The following is a 24,275-nucleotide window of genomic DNA, read 5'->3' as shown; positions in this document are numbered from 1 at the left end:
TCCGGTTTCACCTATTATGCGTAGCAAGACGTGTCCATAATGCTGCCAGCATGCATTCAGTGACGAGCAAAGGCTCGCCAGCATGCATAAAAATCGAACGGCGCGCAACACATGGCTGCGCGTCGATCGGTAATAAATCTAGCGCCGGTTGAGCAAGGCACCGCCTAACAAAACGCTGGAGTGGATCGCGCCTTCCAACTGGCCGGCTGGCCAGCGCCGAGCGTTGAATCACGCCACCGTACAATAGCTCAGACAGTGAGCGCGTATGTAACTGGCGAATCCCGCCCCAAACACTACGGCTTGCGACCAACGGCACAATACTACGCGCGGCAATAAAAGGTTCTCCTTCTACCAGCAGTAGCACCTCGCGCGCCCATACACGTTGACGGGCACGTGTCTTTAAACAATGCGCTTCACTCGCCCAAACAAAATCAACTGTTTCGCGCACGACCTGCACGTCTACCCTGCCCAATGTTTGCAAACGACGCGTCAACGAGCCACCGCGCGTCAGCCAATCTTTCTGATTAGCAGAAAAAGCCGGGCGCGGCAGCACTCGCCAGTGTGCATTGGACACATTAAAAGGCATGGGCATCAAACGGATAAAACTGTTTAGCCGCGCTCCAGCCCTTCCAATAACAACGTGTTAGCGCGTTTTACATAGTCCGCCGGATCGTTTAGCGCGCCCCCTTCGGCCAACATTGCTTGGTCGAAAAGCAAATGACACCAGGCATCAAAGCTGGCTTGTTCAGCATTCAAACGCTTAATCAATGCATGCTCTGGATTAATTTCTAGAATTGGCCTGGATTCAGGTGCTTTTTGGCCCGCCGATTTTAATAGGCGTTGCAAATAGCCACTCATCTCGTTTGCATCGGCAATTAAGCAAGAGGGTGAGTCAGTCAGCCTGAATGTAACACGCACATCTTTTGCCTTGTCTTTCAAGGCCTCTTTCATTTTTTCGACCACCGGCTGCAATGACTCGCTGGTTTTTTCTTGCTCTTTTTTCTCATCATCGCTTAACGTGCCTAGATCAAGATCGCCGCGCGCTACGCTGCTCAGTGGCTTATCTTGGAAGTCGTTTAAGAAAGAGAGCATCCATTCATCTACCCGGTCCGTCAGCAATAATACTTCGACTCCTTTGTTGCGAAATACCTCAAGGTGTGGGCTATTGCGCGCCGCCTGCCAGCTATCTGCCGTGACATAATAAATTTTGCTCTGGCCTTCTTTCATGCGTGCCACATATTCTGCCAAAGTGACCGTCTGAGCTGCTGTATCAGTGGCTGTGCTGGCAAACCGCAAAAGTTGTGCAATTCGATCGCGATTGGCATGATCTTCGCCCATTCCTTCTTTCAATACCTGACCAAATTGCTGCCAGAACACCGTATATTTTTCCACATCTGTCTCAGCGAGCTCTTCAAGCATGGATAACGCGCGCTTAGTCACACCATCTCGAATTGCCTTAACGTCACGGCTCTCCTGCAAAATTTCACGTGAGACATTCAATGGTAAGTCGTTTGAATCGACCACCCCGCGAATAAAACGTAAATATGTAGGCAATAATTGCTCTGCATCGTCCATCACGAAGACGCGCTTGATATACAGTTTTAACCCACCACGCTGATTACGGTCCCCTAGATCGAAAGGCGCTTGAGCAGGGACATATAAGAGCTGCGTATATTCATTACGGCCCTCAACGCGATTATGTGTCCAGATCAACGGCTCTTGTTGATCATGCGACAGATGCTGATAAAAATTCTTATACTGGGTTTCATCAATATCGCTTTTTGCGCGTGCCCATAGAGCGCTTGCCTGGTTGATCGTTTCATCCTCGTCACGGCGTACGGTTTCTTGCTTTTCTTGATCCCATTCTTCCTTGGCCATCAGAATCGGCAGGGCAATATGATCCGAATATTTTCTGATGATCGATTTCAAGCGCCACGCAGACAGAAAATCATCTTCGCCTGCGCGCAGATGCAAGGTAATGGACGTACCACGTGCGGTCCGTTCAATCGCTTCTATACTAAACTCGCCATCTCCTGTACTTTGCCAGCGGAGTCCTTCAGCAGCTGGCAAGCCAGCGCGGCGCGATTCGACTGTGATCTGGTCAGCAACGATAAAACCGGAATAAAAACCCACGCCAAATTGACCAATCAGCGCCGCATCTTTTTGCTCATCGCCAGAGAGTTTGGCAAAAAACTCTTTGGTACCGGAGCGAGCAATCGTGCCAAGGTTGGCAATTGCCTCCTCGCGACTCATGCCAATCCCATTATCGTCAATTGTGATGGTGCGCGCAGCGGCATCATATGAAATGCGAATACGTAAATCCGCATCACTCTCATAAAGTGACGCATCTGCAATGGCTTCAAAGCGTAGTTTGTCCGCAGCATCTGACGCATTTGAGACCAATTCGCGCAGAAAAATTTCTTTATTGCTATAGAGTGAGTGAATCATCAACTGCAGAAGCTGCTTTACTTCTGCCTGAAAGCTTAGGGTTTCTTGCGTCATTGTCAAAATCCTTAAGGGCTGTTAAATTGATATTAATTGATCGTGCCAAATAGTGGAGGCGCTTTTCCGTATTTCAAGAGAGAGATTAGATAAGCGCACACATGAAATGCCAGCACAAGCAGCAAGCCAGGTTGGTGGGCTACTGCAATAACGTTTTTGCGTTAGTTGGCCTATTTTAATGGCTCTTGCCACATTGTCGTACAATTATTCCATCACATTCGCCTATACTTATTATCTCGGCGCTGTCGGCCAAATTCAACATTATCGGATATTCTTTGATGAGTCCACGTGAAATTCAAGGCATGCTGCTTGGCTTGCTAAGCGTTATTCTTTTCAGCATAACGTTACCGATGACACGCATTACCATTATGGAAATTCATCCATTACTCAATGGGCTTGGGCGTTCATTCATAGCGGCGATACCTGCAGCCATCTTACTGGCCTGGCGCCGGGAAAAATGGCCGACTAAACAACAAATGAAGGGGCTAGCCGTTGTCGCCTTAGGCGCAATTATAGTGTTTCCGGTATGTACTGCCTGGGCTATGCGTACCCTGCCCGCCTCGCACGGCGCGATTGTCAATGGACTACAACCCTTATGCGTTGCCATCTATGCAGTGTGGTTCGCCCGTGAAAAACCCTCCCGTACATTTTGGCTATGCTCAATCATAGGCAGCACACTCATTATCACCTATGCAATGCGCGCAAGTGGCGGCACGTTAATGGCTGGGGATATCTTCATGTTGATTGCCGTTGTTTTTGGCGCGCTCGGCTATACAGAAGGGGGGCGCCTGGCTAAGCAAATGGGTGGCTGGCGAGTAATTTGTTGGGCCTTGGTTATCGCCGCTCCAGTGCTAGTCATACCGGTTACTTTGCTGGCTTGGCACCATACGGGCCCAATTTCTCTTAAATCCTGGCTGGCTTTTGGCTATGCTGCGCTTATTTCGCAGTTTTTTGGTCTTTTTATATGGTACGCGGGCCTTGCGTTAGGCGGTATTGCGCGTGTTAGCCAAGTGCAACAGTTACAGGTATTTTTCACGCTGGCTTTTTCTGCCTGCTTTTTTGGCGAGGAAGTTGGCTCGGACACTTGGCTTTTTGCCGCAGCAGTTGTCTTCATGCTTGCACTTAGCAGCCGTACGCGGATTGCAGCGTTACCGCCAAGCAGCATCAATCCTGCACAAAAGATTGCGCACAACTAAGGAAAGAAAATTTTCTAATGCCTGAACCATCAAAATTATTACAAACCAATCAGCTTTGTAAGCAGTACGGCCATGTTGTTGCATTAGCTGCAACTGATTTGACGGTATCGCAAGGGGAATTTCTAACCTTACTCGGCCCTTCGGGCTCAGGTAAAACAACACTACTGAGCTTGATTGCAGGATTATTACAGCCCGATGACGGCAGTATTCATATCGCTGGTATCGACGTCACTAACAAGGCGCCATATGAAAGAGATATTGGTGTAGTTTTTCAAAACTATGCGTTATTCCCGCATATGACCGTGACGGAAAATATTGCCTTTCCTCTTAAAATGCGCAAAGTGAGCGCGCGCGAGATTCAGCAAGCCGTTGCACGCATACTTGAGCTTGTCGAGCTGCCGCATGTTGCTGAGCGCTTCCCGCGTGAATTATCCGGTGGTCAGCAACAGCGCATCGCACTCGCTCGCTGTATGGTGTATCGCCCGTCGATTATTTTGATGGATGAACCTCTCGGCGCATTAGATAAAAAATTGCGCAACCAAATGCAGTTGGAGATTAAACGCATCCATCGCGAGCTTGGCACAACGATCCTTTATGTCACGCATGATCAAGAGGAAGCGATGACCATGTCGGATCGCATTTGCTTAATGAACGGGGGCAAGATCGAGCAATTGGGTACGCCTATTGAGCTTTATTTTTGCCCACAGACCGCTTTCGTAGCAGATTTTATTGGCGAGTCCAATTTATTGCCAGCACGCGTCAGCCAAGTCGCTGGTGAAGCCGTGCATTTCAGCTTCAACGGTATGAGTGGGGGCGGCATTGCCACCTCCAATGGCAAGCCGGTCACGCCTGGCAGCCACATTGAGGTCATGATTAGGCCGCAACATTTGCGCGTCAGCACAGAGAGCGACTTAAACGAAAACCGAATTGAAGCTATGCTCACTGATTTCGTGGTCACTGGCGCCACCAGCAAATCGTACCTATCGGCCCCAAGGGACACGCAACTCATCATTGCAGAGCTAACCCAGGGCCACCGCTCACATCGCCTTCAAGGTGAGAAACTTACGTTGACCTGGAATGCAGCGGATGCGATCGCAATTCCACAAGACCCAATGGGCATTGAGGTCTAATGAAACAAAAAGATTCTTCCTGGCAAGTTCGAGCAACCCCCAGGCTACTCACCGCACAGTATTGGCCCAATCTATTTAGACTATTGAGTAGCCCAAAATTTTATCTCGGCGCGCCCATTATCATTTATCTGCTGGTGACGCTGGTGTTACCCATCACCCAGTTGTTCAGTCTAAGCTTTCTGCCTGAAGGAGAATTAGGGCTGACCCATTACAGCCGGCTCTTTTTGTCGCCAGTCTACCTGCAAGTGCTTGCCATCACCTTCAAAACAGCCGCCTATACCACTTTGCTTGCTGTCGTGGGAGGATATCCAGTTGCCTATCTGATTACTTTTGCGCCCCCAAAGTTTAAGAGTTCGTTGCTGTTTTGGGTCCTGTTGCCATTTTGGACAAGCTTTCTCGTGCGCACTTTTGGTTGGATGGTACTGCTTGGCCGCAATGGTATGCTCAATCAGATGCTGGCCCTCACCAAGATGACAGACACCCCACTCAATTTACTCTATCACTTTCCAGCCGTCCTAACTGGCATGGTGCATGCAATGATGCCGCTGGCCATTTTGACCATGCTGTCGGTCATGAAAAATATTGACCGCACCCTGCCTCGTGCTGCATTAACACTGGGCGCAAAACCCGCTAGAGCATTCTGGACCGTGTATTTTCCACTTTCTTTGCCAGGCGTAGCGGCAGCAGCGCTGATGGTATTTGTCACGTCGATTGGCTTTTTTATCACGCCAGCGCTGTTAGGTGGGCGTAAAGAAATCATGATGACGCAAATTATCATGGACCAAATTCAGAGTACGCTCAATTGGGGATTTGCTGGTGCTGTTTCAATGCTGCTGCTGGTGGCAGTGTTAGCCGTTTTTTTCTTATATAGTCGGCTCATCGGGCTTTCAAGTTTAGCCGGAGAAAGGACCACGACCACTCAGCAAGCGGCTAGCCCCACCCATCTCAGGATACGACTTGCTGGCTACTGGATCCTTGAACGTTTGGCCGATATTTTTGATGGTTTGGGTAGTCTGTGGCGCCATACGGTTTCTTGGAGAACACAAACTTACGTCAAAAATCCTGCAAAAAACCGGCATCTCTCCGGCAAACAAGGATGGGCGCTGCGGATCGCTGCGCTGGCTATGCTGGCATTCTTGATGGCTCCGATACTCGTGATGATTCCAATCTCTTTCACTGAAAGCCGAGCAATCGATTGGCCCCCTCGAGGGTTTTCCTTACAGTGGTATGAAGCCATCTTTCATTCGCCCAATTGGAGCCATGCCGCTATACGTTCCATCTTGATTGGCATAAGCACGGGATTTTTATCGATGCTGATTGGCGCACCTGCCGCTTTTTTGCTCTCTCGCTCAGGCTTTCGCTGGAAAATAGCACTGCTGGGTTTTATTCTAACGCCGATGATTGTGCCAAGGATGATTCTAGCGATTGGTTTCTTTTATCTTTTCGCTAAGCTAGGCTTGGTAGGCTCCATGTTTGGCTTGGTGTTAGGCCACACGGCCATTGCGCTTCCCTATGTCGTCATCACAATCATGGCGGTTCTTAAAAATTATGATACCCAGCTTGATGCGGCAGCTCAAAGCCTGGGGGCTAACCGGTTTAAGACTTTACGTTATATCACTTTTCCGATTTTATCCGCTGGCTTAGCCTCAGCGTTTTTGTTTGCCTTTGCCACTTCATTTGATGAATTGACGATTGCACTTTTTGTCACGGGTGGTCTCAGTGCAACGCTGCCTAAGCAGTTTTGGGACGAGATTACATTAAACGTCTCTCCGACAATTGCAGCCGTTTCAACTTGCCTGTTTTTCTTCGTGGCGATTATTATTGGATGTGCGGATCGGTTGCGCCGGCGTAGTGTGCGGTGAAGGCCTTTACTCGTTAACTGGAGTTGACTCATTTTTGCGGACACTTTTAAACTACCTAAAAGGAGTCTGTAATGAACCAATCTAGAGCGCCGTATCCAGCGGCCTTTCGTCAACAAATAATAGAGCTAGTGCAAGCGGGTAAGAGCGCTAAGGAGCTATCCAAAGAGTTCGGATGCTGCACTAAGACAATCCTGAATTGGGTAGCCCAAGCGTCAATAGCTCAAGAACCCAAATCATCGATCAAGGCGGGCCTAAGTGCTGCAGAGCGTGAAGAGCTTAGTCGCTTACGCCGTCAAGTACGCCAGTTGCAGATGGAACGCGATATCTTGGCAAAGGCTACGGCCTGGTTTGCCGCCAAAGGCGAGAAGATGTTCACTCCGTCTTCGAACTCGTGATGGTGAATCAGGCCGACTTCCCAGTGCAGGCATTGTGCCGAATTCTAAACGTTTCGCGCAGTGCATATTATGGCTGGCATAAACGTGTACCGAGTGCTCGTGAGCAAGAGAATGCGCAACTGATAGAGGACATTCGCACGATTCACGCTGAGTCAGATGAGACTTATGGTAACGTCAGCATCTGTAATAAAAATCAAGTCAAATTTTCCATCCATGGCAATTGACGTTGTATTTACGTGGATCGAAGCTTGGTACAACCTTAAACGTAGGCATTCTGCTCTTGCCTATGTATCACCGATTAATTTTGAAAGGAAATATTTGCAAAAAAACGACACTCAACCTAATGACTCTCTACATGAGTTGGACTGCTTCAAGTTTGGCAGGATGGATTCTGTTTTGCCTTGTGTTCAGGCCGGATAACAAAATAATTTCATATCCATTTCCAATTGATTAAGGGAAACCATTTTCTGTCCGCGAGAGGGGGGCAACATCAAGCGGCGGTTGTACCAGTAATTTATCAAGCCTCTGGGCCAGAATGCGGCCAATTTCAGCCATCGGTGCAGGCTCATCCATGTCATTATGTGTGCTGTGAATATCACAAACCTCGATATCCCCGAGGACATGGGGCTTCCATAAATCAAGAGGGGTAAGTAGGTCAGACTCCCCTTGCGGTATCGTTGCACAAAAGTAGAGCATGTCACCGCAATAAATAAGCGGGGAAAGAGTTTTTGCAAGGCGGGCATTGTTTTTGTGGACATTTAGCGTTCTTTCCCAGAAAGATTTTTCCTCAGTTGGCATATTTTCATCACCATAGCGAGCAATAGCTTCGCCATAGAGGGCTTTTAGCTCCTCTTGCAAATCGATTGAATCGATCGAATAAGTTAACTGAGCATCTAATAAAGCAAGCAATGCTACTCTTTCGCCTTGTTGCTCGAGTTGTACTGCAATGCTGTGAGCGATACTACCGCCAAAGGACCACCCGAGCAGATAATAAGGTCCATTAGGTTGAACGCGGCGAATCTGCTTAATATAGTCAGCTACCATAGCATCGATTGTTTCTGCTAGCGGCGATACACCATCGAATCCACTGGCCTGAAGACCATAAACAGGTTGGTCTGCGTCTAAATGTTGGGACAGACTAAAATAACTCCAGCTCAGCCCGCCACCGTGATGAATGCAAAAAAGAGGAGGGCGACTGCCTGTTGATTTAATAGGAAGTAAGACATCAAATAAATTGACTAGCGCGCCATCCGACTTAAGTAAGCGTTTTGCTAGTCCCGTAATAGTAGGTGCCTCGAACAGCATGCCCAAGGATATCTCTATACCTAGCATGTTGCGAATACGGCTGATCATCTGCATTGCAAGCAGCGAGTGGCCACCCAGTGCGAAGAAATTATCATGGCGACTAACCTTTTCGAGCTGAAGTAGCTCAGCCCAGATGTTTGCCAGCGTAATTTCGATCTCCCCCTGCGGCGCTTCATACGCTTGACGAGCAAAAGCCTCGTCAGACGGTGCCGGCAGAGCTCGCCGATCCAGCTTACCATTCGGTGTCAGCGGCAACGCATCCAGGCGTACGAAGGCCGCGAGCATCATATAGTCAGGCAACTTGGCCGCAAGGTGCTCGCGCAAGGTAGAGGCCAGTTGCTCGTCAGCCTCAGCCACCACATACGCCACCAGGCGCTTATCACTCCCCTCACCCAATGCGAGCACGGCAGCTTCACGCACCTGCGGATGTTCGATCAGGCGTGTCTCGATCTCGCCAGGTTCGATCCTAAACCCGCGGATCTTGATCTGATGATCATTGCGGCCTAAAAACTCCAAATTACCGTCGGGCAGGTAACGGGCTAGGTCGCCCGTCTTATACATACGAGCCTCTTCATCGTCGCTAAACGGATCAGGGAGGAAGCGCTCAGTGGTCAATTCAGGACGGTTCAGATAGCCACGCGCAACACCAGCTCCGCCAATGTACAGTTCGCCGACTGTACCTAACGGCACCAGCTGGCCGTGCATATCGAGCAAGTAGAGCTGGGTGTTCGTGAGCGGTCGCCCGATAGGGACGACTTCTCCGTTGAAATGATGCGGACAACGCCATGCAGTGGCGCAAACTGTTGTTTCCGTTGGACCGTAGGCATTGAAGACCACGCCTTGGTGGTCCAAAGTTCGAAGCAATGTTGCACTGGGTGCTTCACCTCCCAGAATCAGCGTCAGGGGTGTCTTCAGGCTAGGGAAAGTCGTGCCATTCTGAAGCAAAGAAGGGGGTAATATCGCATGAGTGATCGCATATCTCTCCAAGTAATCCCATAGTGCATCCAGATCATGACGAGCCATATCGGGCGGAAGAGATAAGCATGCGCCGCAACTTAAGGCCATGACGATTTCCCAGATACTCGCGTCGAAACTGGGTGAAGCAAATTGTAAGACCCGACTGGATGGATCCATCTCAAAATAAACCGGATGCGCCTGAGCGAGATTCGCAACGCTTTGATGCTCCACCATCACACCCTTGGGGGCGCCGGTGGAGCCGGAGGTGTAGATTACATAAGCCAGGTGACTTGAGCTCAGCTCAGGAACATACGGATTGGTGGTGCCTGACTCCAGCAGCTGATTCGGATCGAGCACCGTCAACGAAGCACAGGCAGCATCGCCCAATGCAGTGCGGCCAGCGGCATCAGCCAGCAGAATCTCCGGTGCGGCATCGGCGAGAATATGGATAAGACGCTCGCTCGGATATGCTGGATCGAGCGGCACGTAGGCACCACCCGCTTTCAGAGTTGCCAAGAGCCCCACCACCATCGCCGGTGAACGCTCCACACAGATCGCTACACACGCATCCGGTTGAACGCCTAACTCAATAAGCTGATGCGCGAGACGGTTGGCGCGTGCATTCAGTTCAGCATAACTCAATACTTGATCCTCGTACACGAGCGCAGTGGCTTCTGGCGTGCGCTCGACCTGCTCTTCGAACAATTGGTGGATGCACTGGTGTTCCGGATACTCAGACTCCGTAGCATTCCACTCAACCAGCAACTGCCGTCGCTCCGCCGCATCGAGCAGGTCAATGTCGCTAATCGGTTGTGCGGGCCCAGTGGCGAGAGCATCAAGGAACTTTAAAAAACGGCGTTGATGTGCAATCAGTTCATCTGCCGTATATAGCGCGGGATTCGCGTCAAAGTCAATCCGTAGCGGATTGTCGTCGGATAGCGTATAGACAGCAATCATCAGATCTTCGACCGGCCCATTACCGAGATTATGATTGGTCGACGAATATTCGCCAAAAGATAGGTCATAATCAAATGGCATGAGATTAATCACAGGACCAAATAATGTTTGGCTTTGCTCCAGCCCGAGCTCTCGCCGTAACTCTTCACAACGGTAGCGTTGATGCCGAAACCCGCGTTGAATTTCTTGCGCCACCTGTTTTATTAATAATGACAGACACATGTCCGATTGCACAGTTAATCGGATTGGCACGATATTAGACACCATGCCGGGGATGCGCCGAACTTCGCCGAAGCGGGCTGTCACTGGAAAGCCCAATACCACGTCTTGAGCACCGGTCAAACGGTGGAGATACGCTGCCATGGCAGCAATCATGAGCTGCACCAAACGACTTGCGTCAGAAGCGTGAATGCGTACTGATTGAGAAGAGAGGTAAGTTGTCTGTCGAAGACGGTGATGCAAAGCGGGGGCTTGCCGACCTGCCAGCGTCACCGGTTCTGGCCAATCAGCGCAATGCTTAAGCCAATAGGCCTGATCTTTAGTAAATTGCGCTGAGGCGCGGTAGCTGTCATCATTCTCCAACAACAGCGATAGCGGCCCAAATAAGCACTCTTTCGCTGTCACGCCCTTAACTAGTGCGCTATACACCTGCGCCATACGTTGCGCGATGAGGACGCCTCCCGCTCCATCCATCACAATATGGTGATAGCGTTGATACCAAAAAAATCGGTTAGGTGCGGTCTTGAACAGCGCATAGCCAAACAGCGGATTGCGCAGAAAATCGATTGGCTGCTCGTAGTCGGCTCTCATCCAAGCCTCGGCGGCAGCCTGAGGATTGACGTCCGCGCTAACATCGATCAAAGGTAGCGACCAATCTGATGAGCCGACAAATTGTCGCGGGCCATCGTTACTTTCAATGAATTGAAGACGCAAGCTTTCTGCTTCCGCGATCACCTGTCGCAAGGCAGCCTCAAACAAGGTCGAATCAACGGCACCCTGGATTTCCGTGAACTGGCAAATGTTGTAGGCAGGGCTGTCGGGGTTAATTTTCTGGGCGAGCCAAATCTCCCTTTGCGCAACAGATAAGGGATAAGTTACTGGATTGACGCAAACAGACATAAGATACCCATAGAAAAAGTTAAAACAGGTAAGCAAATATTAGTGCGCCAAGCAAAGAGGCAACACGAAAAAATAATATAAATTAAACAGTCACATGCCAATCAGTTTATTATTTAATGGGGAGTATGTTGGGGCTCTTTTTTCCAGAATTGGATCGCTCAAATGCTGTGAAGTTTAGCATTGTTTTGATGTCAGACTTGTTATTTTCCGCTTTATACAAAGGAATATTTAGCTTAAGCGTCATCGGCATTTAATAATGTACCAGGCACCTCGGTGCCGCCTCATTTACTTGCGGGCCGGCCTCCTACTCGAAGCATAGAAAGAGTGTTATACCGAAGTTGTCGATTGAAGGGGCCGTCTGCTTCTTGGTGGTTCATCTCGTAAAAAACGTGAGCCATGGATTAACGCGAACATGGCATTAATGTGAAAAATTATATGATGTCGTCATTAAGCATCTACTATCGAAAAACGCTTAGCGGCCGAAATTACTAATAAATGAAAGGAGAGTAAGATGATCACTCAAACCCGTCACTTCGATACCTTGGCAGAAGCTTTCGAGCACACCATCACTGATTTACTTTTTCGCAAACATGTCGAAAGGCATATCCTTTTCGATATCTTTGGACCATTAGATTTTGGCTGTGGCAGCGGTCTTTATACGCGCCTATTACGGAGGGTGTCAGTAATTTTGTGTGATTTGCGGCTACCATCGCAAATATGCGCTGCAGCGCTTAAACGAGCCGAAAAAACAAGCTACCAGAAAAAAGCCAGGCAAGCCATCGCGCTACGATTGCGCCGAGGTGAGGGTGCCGTTACGCGCCATTTGGCTTGCTACCGATCAAATGGCCTCCAAACGCCTAAAAGTTGCCATACCGCTCTGGCTACCGCACTATGAGGCTATGCGTATGCGTGGTGAGATGGCTACCGAGTTTTATCGAGGCCGATACGGCGGCACATTGCGGCACAAGCTTAGCAGGGGATTTTGTCTGGAGCCTAACCATGACTGACCTTTACTCCGTGTGGACCGAATGTCGTGCTACCTGGGGCAAAGGCGCTAAGGGTGCCATGAAACAAATTCAAGCTGTGCAGAAAGCGTTACCCTTTGTGGTGCAAGGGTTTGATTGTGATAATGGCTCCGAATTCTTAAATTGGCATCTACTACGCTATTTCCAGAACCATCCACAGCCAATTCAATTTACCCGTTCTCGCCCTTATCACTCAAATGATAATGCGCATGTTGAGCAAAAAAATTGGTCTTGTGTCCGTCAGCTTTTGGGCTATGAGCGCTTTGCCAATCCCGAGCTCGTTACCATGATGAATGACCTGTATACCAATGAATTCAGCTTGCTCAATAATTTCTTTTGCCCAACCATGAAGCTCTTTGAGAAAAAGCGAGTCGGTGCAAAAATTATCAAAAAACATGCCAAACCAGAAACCCCTGTTCAACGTTTATTGGCAAATCCAGCCGTCAACTCTCAACAAAAAACAGCTCTGAAAAACATCTACAATAATCTTAACCCTTTCGTTTTGCGCTCTATTATTCAGAAAAAACTTAACGCTATTTTTAAACTTGTTCGGTAACCTATGTTATGAGGCAACGTTAGTCCCCTTCGGTAACCTTTTTTAATGAGGCAACGCGCTGCCTCTTCCAAAGAAGGATTGCTCCAAAAGGAGCTTCGCAAAAGCAGCCTACACGGCCTTATCTGACGCGGACAATAAAATATCCCTCATGCGCATATCTCTGTTTACATCCACCCCCATCCTGCTCGTAATACAAAATTATAGAGTGCAGAATAGGAATTAACGCAGATCGCGTCTTGTTATTGATAAAGATTCACGCACTTTTTGCGCAAACTGGTAACATCGCGGCGATTTGAACGCTTTTTGGAGTCATCCTCATGCAAGACCGTACCACGCTTACTCAATTTTTAATTGAACAACAACGCCAACACAATAGTCTCCCCGCTGATTTACGGCTCTTAATCGAGGTCGTTGCACGAGCGTGCAAGATGATCGGCCATTATGTCGGGAAAGGTGCGTTAGGCAGTGTACTAGGCAGCGCCGGCAGCGAGAATGTGCAGGGCGAAGTGCAAAAAAAGCTCGATGTGATTTCAAATGATATTCTGCTCGAAGCCAATAAATGGGGGGGCAGTCTCGCCGCCATGGCATCCGAGGAGCTTGAGCATATTCACCTGATTCCGCACCATTACCCTAAAGGTGAATACTTGCTGTTGTTTGATCCACTTGATGGCTCATCGAACATCGATGTCAATGTGTCAATTGGCACAATTTTCTCGGTCTTGCGTTGCACAGATAAAACCCAGCCGCCTACCGAGCAATCATTCTTACAAGCAGGTACGCAGCAAGTTGCTGCGGGTTACGTTGTGTATGGCCCGCAAACTGTGTTTGTGCTCACCACAGGTCACGGCGTACACTGCTTTACGCTTGATCGCGAACTGGGTTCATGGGTCCTTACGCAAAGCAATATGCGTATTCCGCAAACAACTCATGAATACGCCATCAATGCCTCAAATGCACGGCATTGGTATCCGCCGGTACAGCGCTATGTCAATGAGCTACTGATGGGCAAAACCGGGGTGCGCGAGCAAGACTTTAATATGCGCTGGGTCGCTTCGATGGTGGCTGATGTGCACCGTATTTTGAATCGCGGCGGTATTTTTATGTATCCGGCCGACCAGCGCGATCCTGCCAAACCTGGCAGGCTGCGCCTGATGTATGAAGCTAACCCGATCGCTTTTATCGTGGAACAGGCACAAGGCGCTGCAACCAATGGTCAGCAGCGCATTCTTGAGATCACCCCAACCCAACTACACGAACGGGTAGCCGTTTTCCTTGGATCAAAAAATGAAGTTGACCGTGTGACGCGTTATCACCACGAAATGCTTTGATTCAAGAGCCTCCTGGTCTATAGGGACCCGCGTGACGCTTTGTCTGCTGCGGGTCCCTGCTCTCCCTTCCGGCAGCCATGCTAGCGGCAAGTCCTTTCGGGCCCTTGCCTAATTGCTTACCCGTACCCGTTGCATCGACCACATACATAGGAATCGATAGCGATTCAGCACATGCTGCAGATGTATTAAAACAGCCTCTACAGAAATTATAACGTTCAACTAAGTTGCCGCTGCATTTTACTAGTAAAATTTGCATTTTGGCGAGCTCAGTACATTTGCTGTTGTAGCCTGAGTAAAAACTATATAAGGGCTTAAATTAAGTTGCTCGAAAGATTAGCCAAACTGTGTTATTTACCGAACCTACGCGCTTAACCGTAGCTACCTCCATCTTAAAAGCTAATAGCCAAGGCCTTCAGCCATACCCTGACACCGTTTAGCTTGATAGCAAAATCATGATAGTCCGCATAGGTCTCTCATACGTTTCTCAGAATTGCTCATAACACGTCGATTTATACTAGTTAAACTGGTATAATTTTTTCTTTAGCATTTAAACTCAGCTCTCCGGGGACTTCTATGTCCATTATTTCCCACCCCCATGATAAATTTTTTAAGGGAAGCCTCAAAGAAAAACAAATTGCTCTCGATTTTCTAAAAGCCCATTTACCTGCTGATATCTATCAACAGCTTGACCTCAGCACTCTGCGAGCCATTGATAAAAGCTATGTTAGTGCTGAGCTACGCGAAGTGCATAGCGACATGGTCTATGCTTGCCAAATCAATGGCAAAGCAGGCTATATCCCCATCTTACTGCTGCTTGAGCATCAATCTACCGCCAGCAAACATATGGCTTTTAGACTGCTGCAGTACACTGTAAATTTGATGGGAGATCATTTAAAAGCTGGGCATAACTCGCTCCCATTAGTCTTGCCGATATGCCTTTATCATGGCACCGTATCTCCCTATCCGTATTCAACAGATATCTTTGAAGACTTTGATGATGTTGAGATGGCAAGAGCGCTAGTCTTCAAACAATTTCAGCTTATTGATTTGACGACGCTGCCTGTCGATACCTTGAAACAGCATGGGGTAGCAGCACTGATGGAATTGCTTTTTAAGCACTATCGGGAACGTGATTTTATCGAAAAAATTCGGCAGCTTGCAGACCAAGGCATCTTGAAGGTGGCAGTATCTCATACGACAGATTCATATTTTTTTGCTATGCTAGAGTATATTGGTTCAAATGAACAAGGGGAGCAACCGCAAAAAGCGGAAGATTTATTTAAGCTACTAAGCACAGTATTACCTGAGAAGCGGGAGAGTATCATGACTTTTAACGAACAATTGCGGCAAGAGGGTCGGCAGGAAGGTAGACAAGAAGGTCGGCAGGAAGGTAGACAAGAAGGTAGACAAGAAGGTCGGCAGGAGGGTAGACAAGAAGGTGAACACCAGAAAGCGCTCGCTATTGCTAAAAAAATGCTAGCCGAGGGATCAGAATTTGCTTTTGTTAAAAAAGTGACCGGCCTTTTTGACGAGGATATCAAAAAAATAGCGGCCCAATATTAAATACCCTCAGCACACTTTAACTAGGATTCATTGTCTATTTGCTCAGCGACTACACAGCATTACCTGAGAAGCGGGAGAGTATCATGACTTTTAACGAACAATTGCGGCAGGAAGGTCGACAAGAAGGTCGACAAGAAGGTAGGCAAGAAGGTGAGCACCAGAAAGCGCTCGCTATTGCTAAAAAAATGCTAGCCGAGGGATCAGAATTTGCTTTTGTTAAAAAAGTGACCGACCTTTTTGACGAGGATATCCAAAAAATAGCACCCCAGCATTAAATACTCTTAGCACGCTTTAACCGGGCTTCATTGTCTATTTGCTCGGCGACTATTCAGATAAGCTTTTTTGCCTGTTATTTGCCTAAACCACGCGCTCAATCCTGGCGCAGATCATTGCTACTCTCAAGGCCAACCGCAAGCCTGATCAAACCTCCAGTAATCCCTGGCCGCCGCGCGCGCTTGCGGCGAAATACGGCTATGCATGAGCCAAAAATACTGCGCGAACTCACCAGGTGATCGCCTACCTGCAACACGCTCATAACCACCGACATAATGGCGCTCATGCCAGATGCAGTCGCCACACAAATTTCTCCGCCTTCAAGCGCTGCCAGCCAATTCTGAAACATATCGACACTCGGGTTTGAAAAACGCGAGTAGGTGTATTGCCCCTCAGTCGAGTTAGCAAAGCTTTCAACTGCTTCGGCAGCGCTAGCAAAACAGAAGCTTGAGGTCAAAAAAAAGCGCCTCTTATTCCACTGACAATTGCAAATGTAATTGCGAAAACGCTTTTTCACCATCGGAACCGGCATCGCGCTCACTCAGTGCCGCGGGGGCAAGTCGCGCCAATTCGAGGCTGTTCAAGTAATCCGGCGTAATATCATCGGTTAGATAATGACCATCAAAACAGGCTGCTTCAAAAGACGTGAGCGCCGGGTTCAAGTCGCGCACAGCTTGTTTCATCGCCGTCACGTCCTGATAAATGAGTTGGTCTGCGCCAATGATGCGCGCCACTTCTTCATCGCTACGGCCATGGGCAACAAGCTCACCTCGGGTTGGCATATCAATGCCATAGACATTTGGAAATTTAACCGGGGGCGCCGCAGAGGCAAAGATAACCTTGTTGGCGCCCGCATCGCGCGCCATTTGTACGATTTCATGACTGGTCGTGCCGCGTACAATTGAGTCATCGACAATCAGCACGTTACGTCCTTTAAACTCAACCGGCATTGCATTTAGCTTTTGGCGCACCGACTTTTTGCGCACTGCCTGGCCTGGCATGATAAAAGTGCGGCCTACGTAACGGTTTTTAAAAAACCCTTCACGGTATTCAATGCCAAGCCGATTTGCCACTTGCATCGCCGCCGGCCGGCTTGAATCAGGAATCGGCATCACCACATCAATATCCCCTGCCGATATCACCCGCGCAATTTTTTTCGCTAGATAATCGCCCATGCGCAACCGAGCATTATAGACAGGCACTCCATCCAGACAAGAATCCGGCCGCGCCAAATACACATACTCGAAAATACAAGGATTAAGGCTGGCCTCAAGCGCGCACTGATGATTATAAAAATCGCCGTCAAGGCCAATAAAAATCGCTTCGCCCGGCGCCACATCGCGCACCAACTCAAAGCCAATACCTTCAAGCGCAACCGATTCAGATGCGCTCATCCATTCGGTGCCCTGCTCAGTTTCACGCTTACCGATACAGAGCGGACGAATGCCGTAAGGATCACGAAATACCAACAAGCCATAACCCGCGATAAGTGCAACAATCGCATATGAGCCACGTACGCGCCGGTGTACCCCGCTGACTGCTTTAAACAGCATAGCAGGATCCAACGAGTAGCCCGCGCTCGCCATTTGCAATTCATGCGCGAGCACATTGAGCAAAACTTCTGTATCAGAATGGGTATTAATATGACGCCGGTCAACCCGAAACAGTTCGTCTTTTAATTGCCGGGAATTCGTCAAATTGCCGTTATGGGCCAAAATAATACCGTATGGCGCATTGACATAAAAAGGCTGCGCCTCTTCTTGGCTGCTAGCCGAACCTGCCGTTGGATAGCGCACCTGACCAATGCCGCAGGTGCCAGGCAAGGCACGCATATTGCGCGTGCGAAAAGCGTCGCGCACCATCCCATTGGCTTTATGCATATAGAAAGTATTGCCATTTGCCGTGGCAATCCCAGCCGCATCCTGACCACGATGCTGCAACAAGAGCAAACTGTCATACAGCAACTGGTTAACAGGAGATTTTGAAACTACACCTACAATGCCACACATGGCGGGTCCTTCAAATGACACAAATTATTACTGCGTTCTTGCTTTAGAACACCTACCCTGGCTTGCTAAAAGTTGCTTTCTTAGCAACTTTTAGCAACCATATAGTCATTTTACTTCATTCGGGGTAGGCGCGCACATAACGTGCTAGCGAATCAGGCAGCAGGTGCTTCATGAGGGACACGCCTGATTGCACATAAGGCCGTAGCAACGCCTCGCGCCAAAACCGTTGCTGTGGTAAATCGGTCATGCTGGCTATCGCCGCCAACACCACCACCAGTACAAAGCCGCGCAATAAACCAAATAGTACGCCCAATGATGCATTGAGCGAGCCTAGTCCAATCGCGCCGACTAACCGGTTTGATAAGGCATTGAGCACATTGGCGGCGAGCAGTACAGCCATCACCAGCAGAACAAATGCCAACAAATACTGGGTTGTCTCACCACCCGGCAAATGCGCCGGCAGATAAGGCGCAATCCCGTTTACACACTTAGCAGCAATGATAAAAGCAGCAATCCAGCCAATTAAACCAAAGATTTCAGCAACTAAACCCCGCCATAGACCACGCAAGGCCGAAAGGCCAAGCACGAGCAACACGGTAAAGTCGAATATGGTTAGCATGAGCACCTCTATTTAAGTGTTGGTTTACCAGTTTTGACCTTCATCTGCGCCAGACCTAGCTCACGGATGCGCTTGCTAGCTGCCTCAGCACTCACGCGATCATTAAATGGCCCAGCTCGCACGAGCAGTTGTTGGCTGCCGTTAGCCAGCTTTTTACGCTCCAGATAAGCGGGTATGTTAGCTGCTTTTAAGCGCGCAATCCATGCGCGGGCGCGCGGCTCATCATATAAAGTGCCTAACTGAACCGCGAAGCGATTGCTAGGCGCACTGCCGGCAACTCCATTTGTGGTCTGAGGGCTGGCTTTTATACGCGGGTTAACAGGTGCAGAAGGCGCCGTGGCGGCACGCCTTGCGTCCGTCGCATTGACAGCCTTTGAAGAATGAGTCGCCGTAACCAGCGGCATATTCGTTACCGTAGGGGGCGAAGCTGGCTTACGAGTTGGCTGAGCGGGCTGGCTAGACGCAACGGACGGCATATTCGGTGCAGCCTTGGCCGCTAGACTCGTTGTATTAGGAATAGATTTTTGGGCAGTGGGAAGCGACTCAGGCAAGCGCGAACGAACACCAGATACAGCCGTATCTATGCCCAACGCTGTCGCCGGTGTTATTTTAGTCGGCGCAGCCACGTGAATTGCGATGTCATCAACGTGTGGCCTAGGGCCCGGCTCGAGCACTTTAGACAAAACCACAATGGCGACAGCTACCAGGACTACCGCTCCCAGCAAACGACGACGCGCTCGCCGCTTTTCTAGCAGCAGCGGATCTAGTAGAGCCTCTTGCCCAGTGCGGCGAGCACTGCGTTCACGCTGCGCAGCTTTCTCGCGAGCCAATGCGGCCTTATCCGCGCGGCTCACCCGCCCGCTAGATGCGTCGCGCGTATCATATTCGTCGCCCGCACTGCGGCGGCTATTCTCTTTGTTACCGAACGAGAAAAGTCCCATAAATGGCTTAAACCGCCTTACTTGTATCGTAAAATTTTGGAAGGTCGACCGGTTTATAGCTGGCGTTGTCGATATGCAATGACATCAGCCACCGTGTAGAAAGATCCAAAAACGATAATTCTATCATTCTCCGCGGCATTCGCTAATGCCTTTGCGTAAGCTTGCGCCGGTGTAGCAAAACATTCGATGCGGCGAGGCACATTGGTGGCCGCGGTACGATTCTGATCAACCGCCTGTATTTCATGCAATAGCGCCTCGATCATGGCTGCTGGCGCTGCGCGTGGCGTGGGCAGATCAGTGATATACCAGTAATCAATTTCGCCCTTAATCCGCTGAAGGACGGCAGCAATATCTTTATCCTCCATGGCGCCAAATACTGCATAGGTATACGGAAAAAATCCCATATTACTTATATTTTCTGCGAGTGCCGCCACGGCATGCGGATTATGTGCAACATCCAACACCACTGCCGGCTTGCCAGGCAGTACCTGGAAGCGGCCGGCTAATTCAACCCTGGCTAGGCCAAGCCGAATCTCTTGCGCGGCGACCGGCAGTCTGTCGCGCAGTGCTTCAAGCGCCGCCAACGCCGCTGAGCTATTGAGCAATTGATTCGCGCCTCGCAATGCCGGATAAGCAAGCGCCGCCCGCGATAAGGTACGGCCGGTATAACACCACTGCTGGCGCTCATTACCCGCTTGCGCCTGATAACCAAAATCACGGCCAACCAGCCATAAATCTGCGCCGATGCGCTGAGCGTGGTCAATTAAACTGCGCGGCGGTAATGGATCGCCGCAAATTGCCGGTTTGCCAGGGCGGAAGATACCCGCCTTTTCAAAGCCAATTTTCTCGCGCGTGTCACCAAGGTAATGAGTATGATCGAGATCAATGCTCGTAATCACCGCGCAATCTGGATCGATACTATTGACTGCATCTAGCCGCCCGCCTAAGCCTACTTCAAGAATCACGACATCAAGTTTACTGGCGGCAAACCAATGCGCAATCGCCAGCAGCGTAAATTCAAAGTAAGTCAGCGAGATCGGCTCGGCAAAACTATGGCGTGCATGTTCGACCGCTTTAAAGTGAGGCAATAAAGCGGCATCAGAGGCCATCTCACCATTGATACGCGCACGCTCGTTAAATGACAGTAAATGCGGTGAAGTATGACAACCAACACGATAACTGGCATGTAACAAAATAGATTCGAGTAGCGCACAGGTCGAGCCCTTACCGTTTGTCCCTCCGACAGTAATCACTGGACACTTGAAATCCAGCGCGAGCGCATCTTTCACTTTGCTCACCCGCTCAAGGCCAAAATCAATACCAATCGGATGGGCTGTTTCGAGATGAGCAAGCCAAGCGGTTAGGGTTGGAAAAGTGATCATTTAGCTGATATGTACTGCTGAATAGGTACTGAGATTAAAGGGTTCGTGATGAAAAAACACCGTCATAAAAACGCTCATATCAGTGCACCATAGCGGCCTATGCTCTCTAAGAAACAACGGCATCATGCGGTTGTAGCGTAAGTATGGCCAGCAAATGCGCAATTTTTGCGCGCAGTTGACGACGGTCAACGATCATATCAATCGCGCCTTTTTGCAGCAAAAACTCAGAGCGTTGAAAACCTTCCGGTAGTTTCTCACGTACTGTCTGCTCAATCACGCGTGGCCCGGCAAAACCGATTAATGCTTTAGGCTCAGCAATCACAACATCGCCTAGAAATGCGAAACTCGCTGAAACCCCCCCCATGGTTGGATCAGTTAAGACGGAAATAAACGGTAGTTTAGCTTCGGAAAGTTTGGTCAACATCGCCGTCGTTTTGGCCATTTGCATCAGCGACAACAAACTTTCTTGCATGCGCGCGCCACCCGAAGCTGTCACGCAAATAAATGGCGTACGTTGCTCAAGCGCAACTTTCACGCCGCGCGCAAAACGCTCGCCAACGACCGAGCCCATTGACCCGCCCATAAAAGAAAATTCAAAACAAGCCGCGACCACTGGCAAGGTATGGATGGCGCCGCCCTGTACGACCATCGCATCGGTTTCCCCGGTATCTTCCATCGCTTCTTTAATGCGTTCGGTATATTTGCGACTGTCTTTAAATTTAAGCGAATCGACCGGCACAATTTCCTGGCCAATTTCATAACGGCCCTCTGCATCAAGCAAGCTATCTAGCCGCGCGCGCGCGCCAATCCGCATATGGTAATCACACTTAGGGCAAACGTGCAGATTACTCTCTAGATCATTGCGATAGAGTACGGCCTCACATGATGGACATTTAATCCATAGCCCTTCAGGCATGCTTTTGCGGCTTGCCGGATCAGTCGGTTTAATTTTAGGTGGCAGTAGTTTATCAAGCCAGCTCATCATCTATCCTTAGTTTCTTGGTTACGCTCTAACTTTACGGCTGTATCGAGCGCCTGTCGCATTTGCGTAATAAAATTAATCAGCAATTGTACCGCGTCTGTGGGCGGCGCCTCGGCCAGAAGCTGCACAATACGTCTACCGATTACCACCGCAGCTAGCTGTGGCTTGCCCATAGCTCTCCCCAAGGCTGACTAGTCAAGTCCGGCAGTGGCACCTTGAAAGTGGGCAGATAGCCAATCTGAGCAAGATATAGGCCATCCGCCATAAAAGTTGGCGCTGCCTGACGTCGCTCACGCGCCTCAAGCACCGTTTGCAACCAGCTCACCGACTGCCGGTGACGGCCAATTTCAATCAGACAGCCCATGATATTTCGCACCATATGGTGCAAAAAAGCATTAGCACGAAAACGAAAATAAATAAAATGGCCACGCGCTTCGATATCCAGCGCATAGAGGTGCTTACAAGGCGATTTGGCCTGACATTCAGAGGAACGAAAGGCGGAGAAATCATGCTCGCCAAGCAGCACGCATGCAGCGGCGCGCATGGCTGTCAGGTCAAGTTCTGCCTGATACACCCAACCGGCACGGCCAGCCAATAGAGGTGAGCGAATAGGATGCGAGTACAGCATATAGTAATAAGTACGCTCATATGCGCTAAAACGCGCATGAAACTCTGCAGGTACATGCTGCGCCCACTGCACGGCAATGCTAGCCGGCAAAAAAGCATTGACCCCGCGCACCCATGCAAATATCGGGCGCTGCGCTTCGGTGTCAAAATGCACCACTTGGCCCAACGCGTGCACGCCTGCATCTGTACGACCCGCCGCCACGGTCTTCAGCGGACGGGTAGCAAATAACGCCAATGCGCGTTCAAGCGCATCTTGCACCGTGTTGCGGTGCTGCTGCGACTGCCAGCCGGAGAACGTCGCACCATCGTACTGCAAGCCTAAAGCAATGCGCATCGCAGTTTACGGTCTAAAGCCGCAGTGCAGGTTAAACTTCATGCTGCGGCCAACAAAATTCGCAGCATCCGCCGCAAAGGTTCAGCCGCGCCCCAAAGTAACTGGTCGCCTACTGTAAAGGCGCAGAGATATTGAGCGCCCATCGCGGGCTTACGCAACCGGCCAACCGGTACGGATAACTTACCCGTTACAGCAGCCGGCGTAAGCTGGCTAAGCGATGCAACGCGTTCATTCGGCACCACCTTCACCCAGTCATTTGCCGCGGCCAATATATTTTCGATCTCGGCCAGCGGCACATCTTGCGTGAGCTTAATCGTCATTGCCTGTGCATGACAACGCATCGCACCAATGCGCACGCAAATACCATCAACGGGTATTGAACCGACCATGCCCAGTGAGGGCTTGCCAAGAATCTTATTGGTTTCAGCCGCCCCTTTCCATTCTTCGCGCGACACACCCTGTCCTAGATCCTGGTCAATCCATGGCAGCAGTGAACCCGCCAGCGGCGCGCCAAACTGAGCCACCGGCATCTGCTCACTGTTCATTGCAGCCAGCACACAGCGATCAATGTCCAAGATTGCGGCGGCCGGATCAGCCAGGCTTTGATTGGCTGCGCCATATAGCACGCCCATTTGTTGCAGCAATTCGCGCATATTCTGCGCGCCGGCGCCAGAAGCGGCCTGATAGGTCATCGCACTGACCCATTCGATTAAGCCCGCATGAAAAAGACCACCGAGCGCCATCAGCATGAGACTGACCGTACAATTGCCGCCGATGTAATTTTTAATGCCACGGCCTAGTGCATCTTGAATAACGTCCGCATTCACCGGGTCTAGGATAATCACCGCATCCTCTTTCATGCGCAGCGAAGAAGCAGCGTCAATCCAATAGCCATCCCAGCCAGCCGCACGCAGCTTAGGGAATATCTCAGCTGTGTAGTCGCCACCTTGGCAAGTTATGATAATGTCGCACTGCTTGAGCGCCTGCAACTCATACGCATCTTTCAGCTTGATTTCATTTTTAGCGAAAGGTGGCGCCGCTGCGCCAACATTACTCGTACTAAAAAATAACGGCTCGATCAAGGCAAAATCGTTTTCTTCGCACATGCGCTGCAATAAAACTGAACCCACCATGCCGCGCCAGCCGACAAAGCCAACTGTTTTCATCTTTTTACTCATTTAAAAATCCGCTCCCGTCACTGCGAGAGCATCCT

Annotated in this window: 21 protein-coding genes and 1 pseudogene; 10 read left to right on the top strand and 12 right to left on the bottom strand. The window is 49.8% G+C overall.

All coding sequences use genetic code 11. The features are described 5' to 3' along the window. Positions 1-7: 7 nt before the first annotated feature. Together KMZ15_RS02670 and htpG are read right to left on the bottom strand one after the other, a co-directional pair. Positions 8-592, bottom strand: coding sequence for a chorismate lyase (locus KMZ15_RS02670; protein WP_223693914.1), 585 nt, complete (start codon positions 590-592; stop codon positions 8-10). 17 nt (positions 593-609) lie between these two features. After that, positions 610-2,502, bottom strand: a complete 1,893-nt coding sequence (gene htpG, locus KMZ15_RS02665) for a molecular chaperone HtpG (RefSeq protein WP_223693912.1) — start codon at positions 2,500-2,502, stop codon at positions 610-612. Positions 2,503-2,780: 278 nt separating this feature from the next. Here htpG and KMZ15_RS02660 point away from each other — a divergent pair, with 278 nt between their 5' ends. From KMZ15_RS02660 to KMZ15_RS02640, 5 genes are all read left to right on the top strand, one after another. Then, positions 2,781-3,698, top strand: coding sequence for a DMT family transporter (locus KMZ15_RS02660; RefSeq protein WP_308710476.1), 918 nt, complete (start codon positions 2,781-2,783; stop codon positions 3,696-3,698). 17 nt (positions 3,699-3,715) lie between these two features. Beyond that, the gene (locus tag KMZ15_RS02655; RefSeq protein WP_223693910.1) at positions 3,716-4,828 is read left to right on the top strand and encodes an ABC transporter ATP-binding protein; all 1,113 of its coding nucleotides are present in this window, start codon (positions 3,716-3,718) and stop codon (positions 4,826-4,828) included. Beyond that, positions 4,828-6,690 (top strand): ABC transporter permease subunit, encoded by a 1,863-nt coding sequence (locus KMZ15_RS02650; RefSeq protein ID WP_223693908.1) that lies wholly within the window; start codon positions 4,828-4,830, stop codon positions 6,688-6,690. The genes KMZ15_RS02655 and KMZ15_RS02650 overlap by 1 nt, the downstream gene beginning before the upstream one ends. A 71-nt stretch (positions 6,691-6,761) precedes the next feature. Continuing rightward, positions 6,762-7,085, top strand: coding sequence for a transposase (locus tag KMZ15_RS02645; protein ID WP_223693906.1), 324 nt, complete (start codon positions 6,762-6,764; stop codon positions 7,083-7,085). After that, on the top strand, positions 7,082-7,309 hold the full coding sequence (locus KMZ15_RS02640; RefSeq protein WP_258134759.1) for a hypothetical protein: 228 nt from the start codon (positions 7,082-7,084) through the stop codon (positions 7,307-7,309). Before KMZ15_RS02645 ends, KMZ15_RS02640 begins: the two co-directional genes overlap by 4 nt. Before the next feature lie 226 nt (positions 7,310-7,535). Here KMZ15_RS02640 and KMZ15_RS02635 read toward each other — a convergent pair whose 3' ends face one another. Continuing rightward, a complete protein-coding gene (locus tag KMZ15_RS02635) occupies positions 7,536-11,423 on the bottom strand; it encodes a non-ribosomal peptide synthetase (RefSeq protein WP_223693902.1) in 3,888 nt (1,295 codons plus the stop codon). 692 nt (positions 11,424-12,115) lie between these two features. Here KMZ15_RS02635 and KMZ15_RS02630 point away from each other — a divergent pair. From KMZ15_RS02630 to KMZ15_RS02610, 5 genes are all read left to right on the top strand, one after another. Further along, a complete protein-coding gene (locus KMZ15_RS02630; protein ID WP_258134758.1) occupies positions 12,116-12,430 on the top strand; it encodes a hypothetical protein in 315 nt (104 codons plus the stop codon). Further along, complete coding sequence (locus tag KMZ15_RS02625; protein ID WP_223693898.1) at positions 12,423-13,004, top strand: hypothetical protein; 582 nt, start codon at positions 12,423-12,425, stop codon at positions 13,002-13,004. Before KMZ15_RS02630 ends, KMZ15_RS02625 begins: the two co-directional genes overlap by 8 nt. A gap of 311 nt (positions 13,005-13,315) precedes the next feature. Then, positions 13,316-14,332 (top strand): class 1 fructose-bisphosphatase, encoded by a 1,017-nt coding sequence (locus KMZ15_RS02620; protein WP_223694657.1) that lies wholly within the window; start codon positions 13,316-13,318, stop codon positions 14,330-14,332. A 573-nt stretch (positions 14,333-14,905) separates the two neighbouring features. After that, positions 14,906-15,895: an Rpn family recombination-promoting nuclease/putative transposase gene (locus tag KMZ15_RS02615; protein ID WP_223693895.1), complete on the top strand. Its 990-nt coding sequence runs from the start codon at positions 14,906-14,908 to the stop codon at positions 15,893-15,895. Between the two features lie 83 nt (positions 15,896-15,978). Beyond that, on the top strand, positions 15,979-16,170 hold the full coding sequence (locus tag KMZ15_RS02610) for a hypothetical protein (protein WP_223693893.1): 192 nt from the start codon (positions 15,979-15,981) through the stop codon (positions 16,168-16,170). A 155-nt stretch (positions 16,171-16,325) separates the two neighbouring features. On the opposite strand, the pseudogene KMZ15_RS02605 reads toward KMZ15_RS02610, so the two are convergent. The 9 genes and pseudogenes from KMZ15_RS02605 to asd form a co-directional block, all read right to left on the bottom strand. Then, a pseudogene (locus KMZ15_RS02605) lies at positions 16,326-16,628 on the bottom strand (PLP-dependent transferase); the annotation flags it as partial. A gap of 10 nt (positions 16,629-16,638) precedes the next feature. Continuing rightward, a complete protein-coding gene (purF, locus tag KMZ15_RS02600; protein WP_223693890.1) occupies positions 16,639-18,177 on the bottom strand; it encodes an amidophosphoribosyltransferase in 1,539 nt (512 codons plus the stop codon). A gap of 115 nt (positions 18,178-18,292) precedes the next feature. After that, complete coding sequence (locus KMZ15_RS02595) at positions 18,293-18,796, bottom strand: CvpA family protein (protein WP_223693888.1); 504 nt, start codon at positions 18,794-18,796, stop codon at positions 18,293-18,295. An 8-nt stretch (positions 18,797-18,804) separates the two neighbouring features. After that, complete coding sequence (locus KMZ15_RS02590) at positions 18,805-19,737, bottom strand: SPOR domain-containing protein (RefSeq protein ID WP_223693885.1); 933 nt, start codon at positions 19,735-19,737, stop codon at positions 18,805-18,807. A 53-nt stretch (positions 19,738-19,790) separates the two neighbouring features. Continuing rightward, entirely contained in the window at positions 19,791-21,119 is a 1,329-nt protein-coding gene (folC, locus tag KMZ15_RS02585; RefSeq protein ID WP_223693883.1) for a bifunctional tetrahydrofolate synthase/dihydrofolate synthase, read from the bottom strand. A gap of 106 nt (positions 21,120-21,225) precedes the next feature. Beyond that, entirely contained in the window at positions 21,226-22,101 is an 876-nt protein-coding gene (gene accD, locus KMZ15_RS02580) for an acetyl-CoA carboxylase, carboxyltransferase subunit beta (protein WP_223693880.1), read from the bottom strand. Continuing rightward, entirely contained in the window at positions 22,101-22,274 is a 174-nt protein-coding gene (locus KMZ15_RS02575) for a hypothetical protein (RefSeq protein ID WP_223693878.1), read from the bottom strand. Before KMZ15_RS02575 ends, accD begins: the two co-directional genes overlap by 1 nt. Next, positions 22,256-23,062, bottom strand: coding sequence for a tRNA pseudouridine(38-40) synthase TruA (truA, locus tag KMZ15_RS02570; RefSeq protein WP_223693876.1), 807 nt, complete (start codon positions 23,060-23,062; stop codon positions 22,256-22,258). Before truA ends, KMZ15_RS02575 begins: the two co-directional genes overlap by 19 nt. A gap of 38 nt (positions 23,063-23,100) precedes the next feature. Continuing rightward, on the bottom strand, positions 23,101-24,228 hold the full coding sequence (gene asd, locus KMZ15_RS02565) for an aspartate-semialdehyde dehydrogenase (RefSeq protein ID WP_223694655.1): 1,128 nt from the start codon (positions 24,226-24,228) through the stop codon (positions 23,101-23,103). Positions 24,229-24,275: the final 47 nt, after the last annotated feature.

The organism is Mycoavidus sp. HKI, assembly GCF_020023735.2.
Taxonomy (GTDB): Bacteria; Pseudomonadota; Gammaproteobacteria; order Burkholderiales; family Burkholderiaceae; genus Mycoavidus.
The sequence above is the reverse complement of the archived record's forward strand: the minus strand, read 5'-3'. Positions and strand labels throughout refer to the sequence as shown.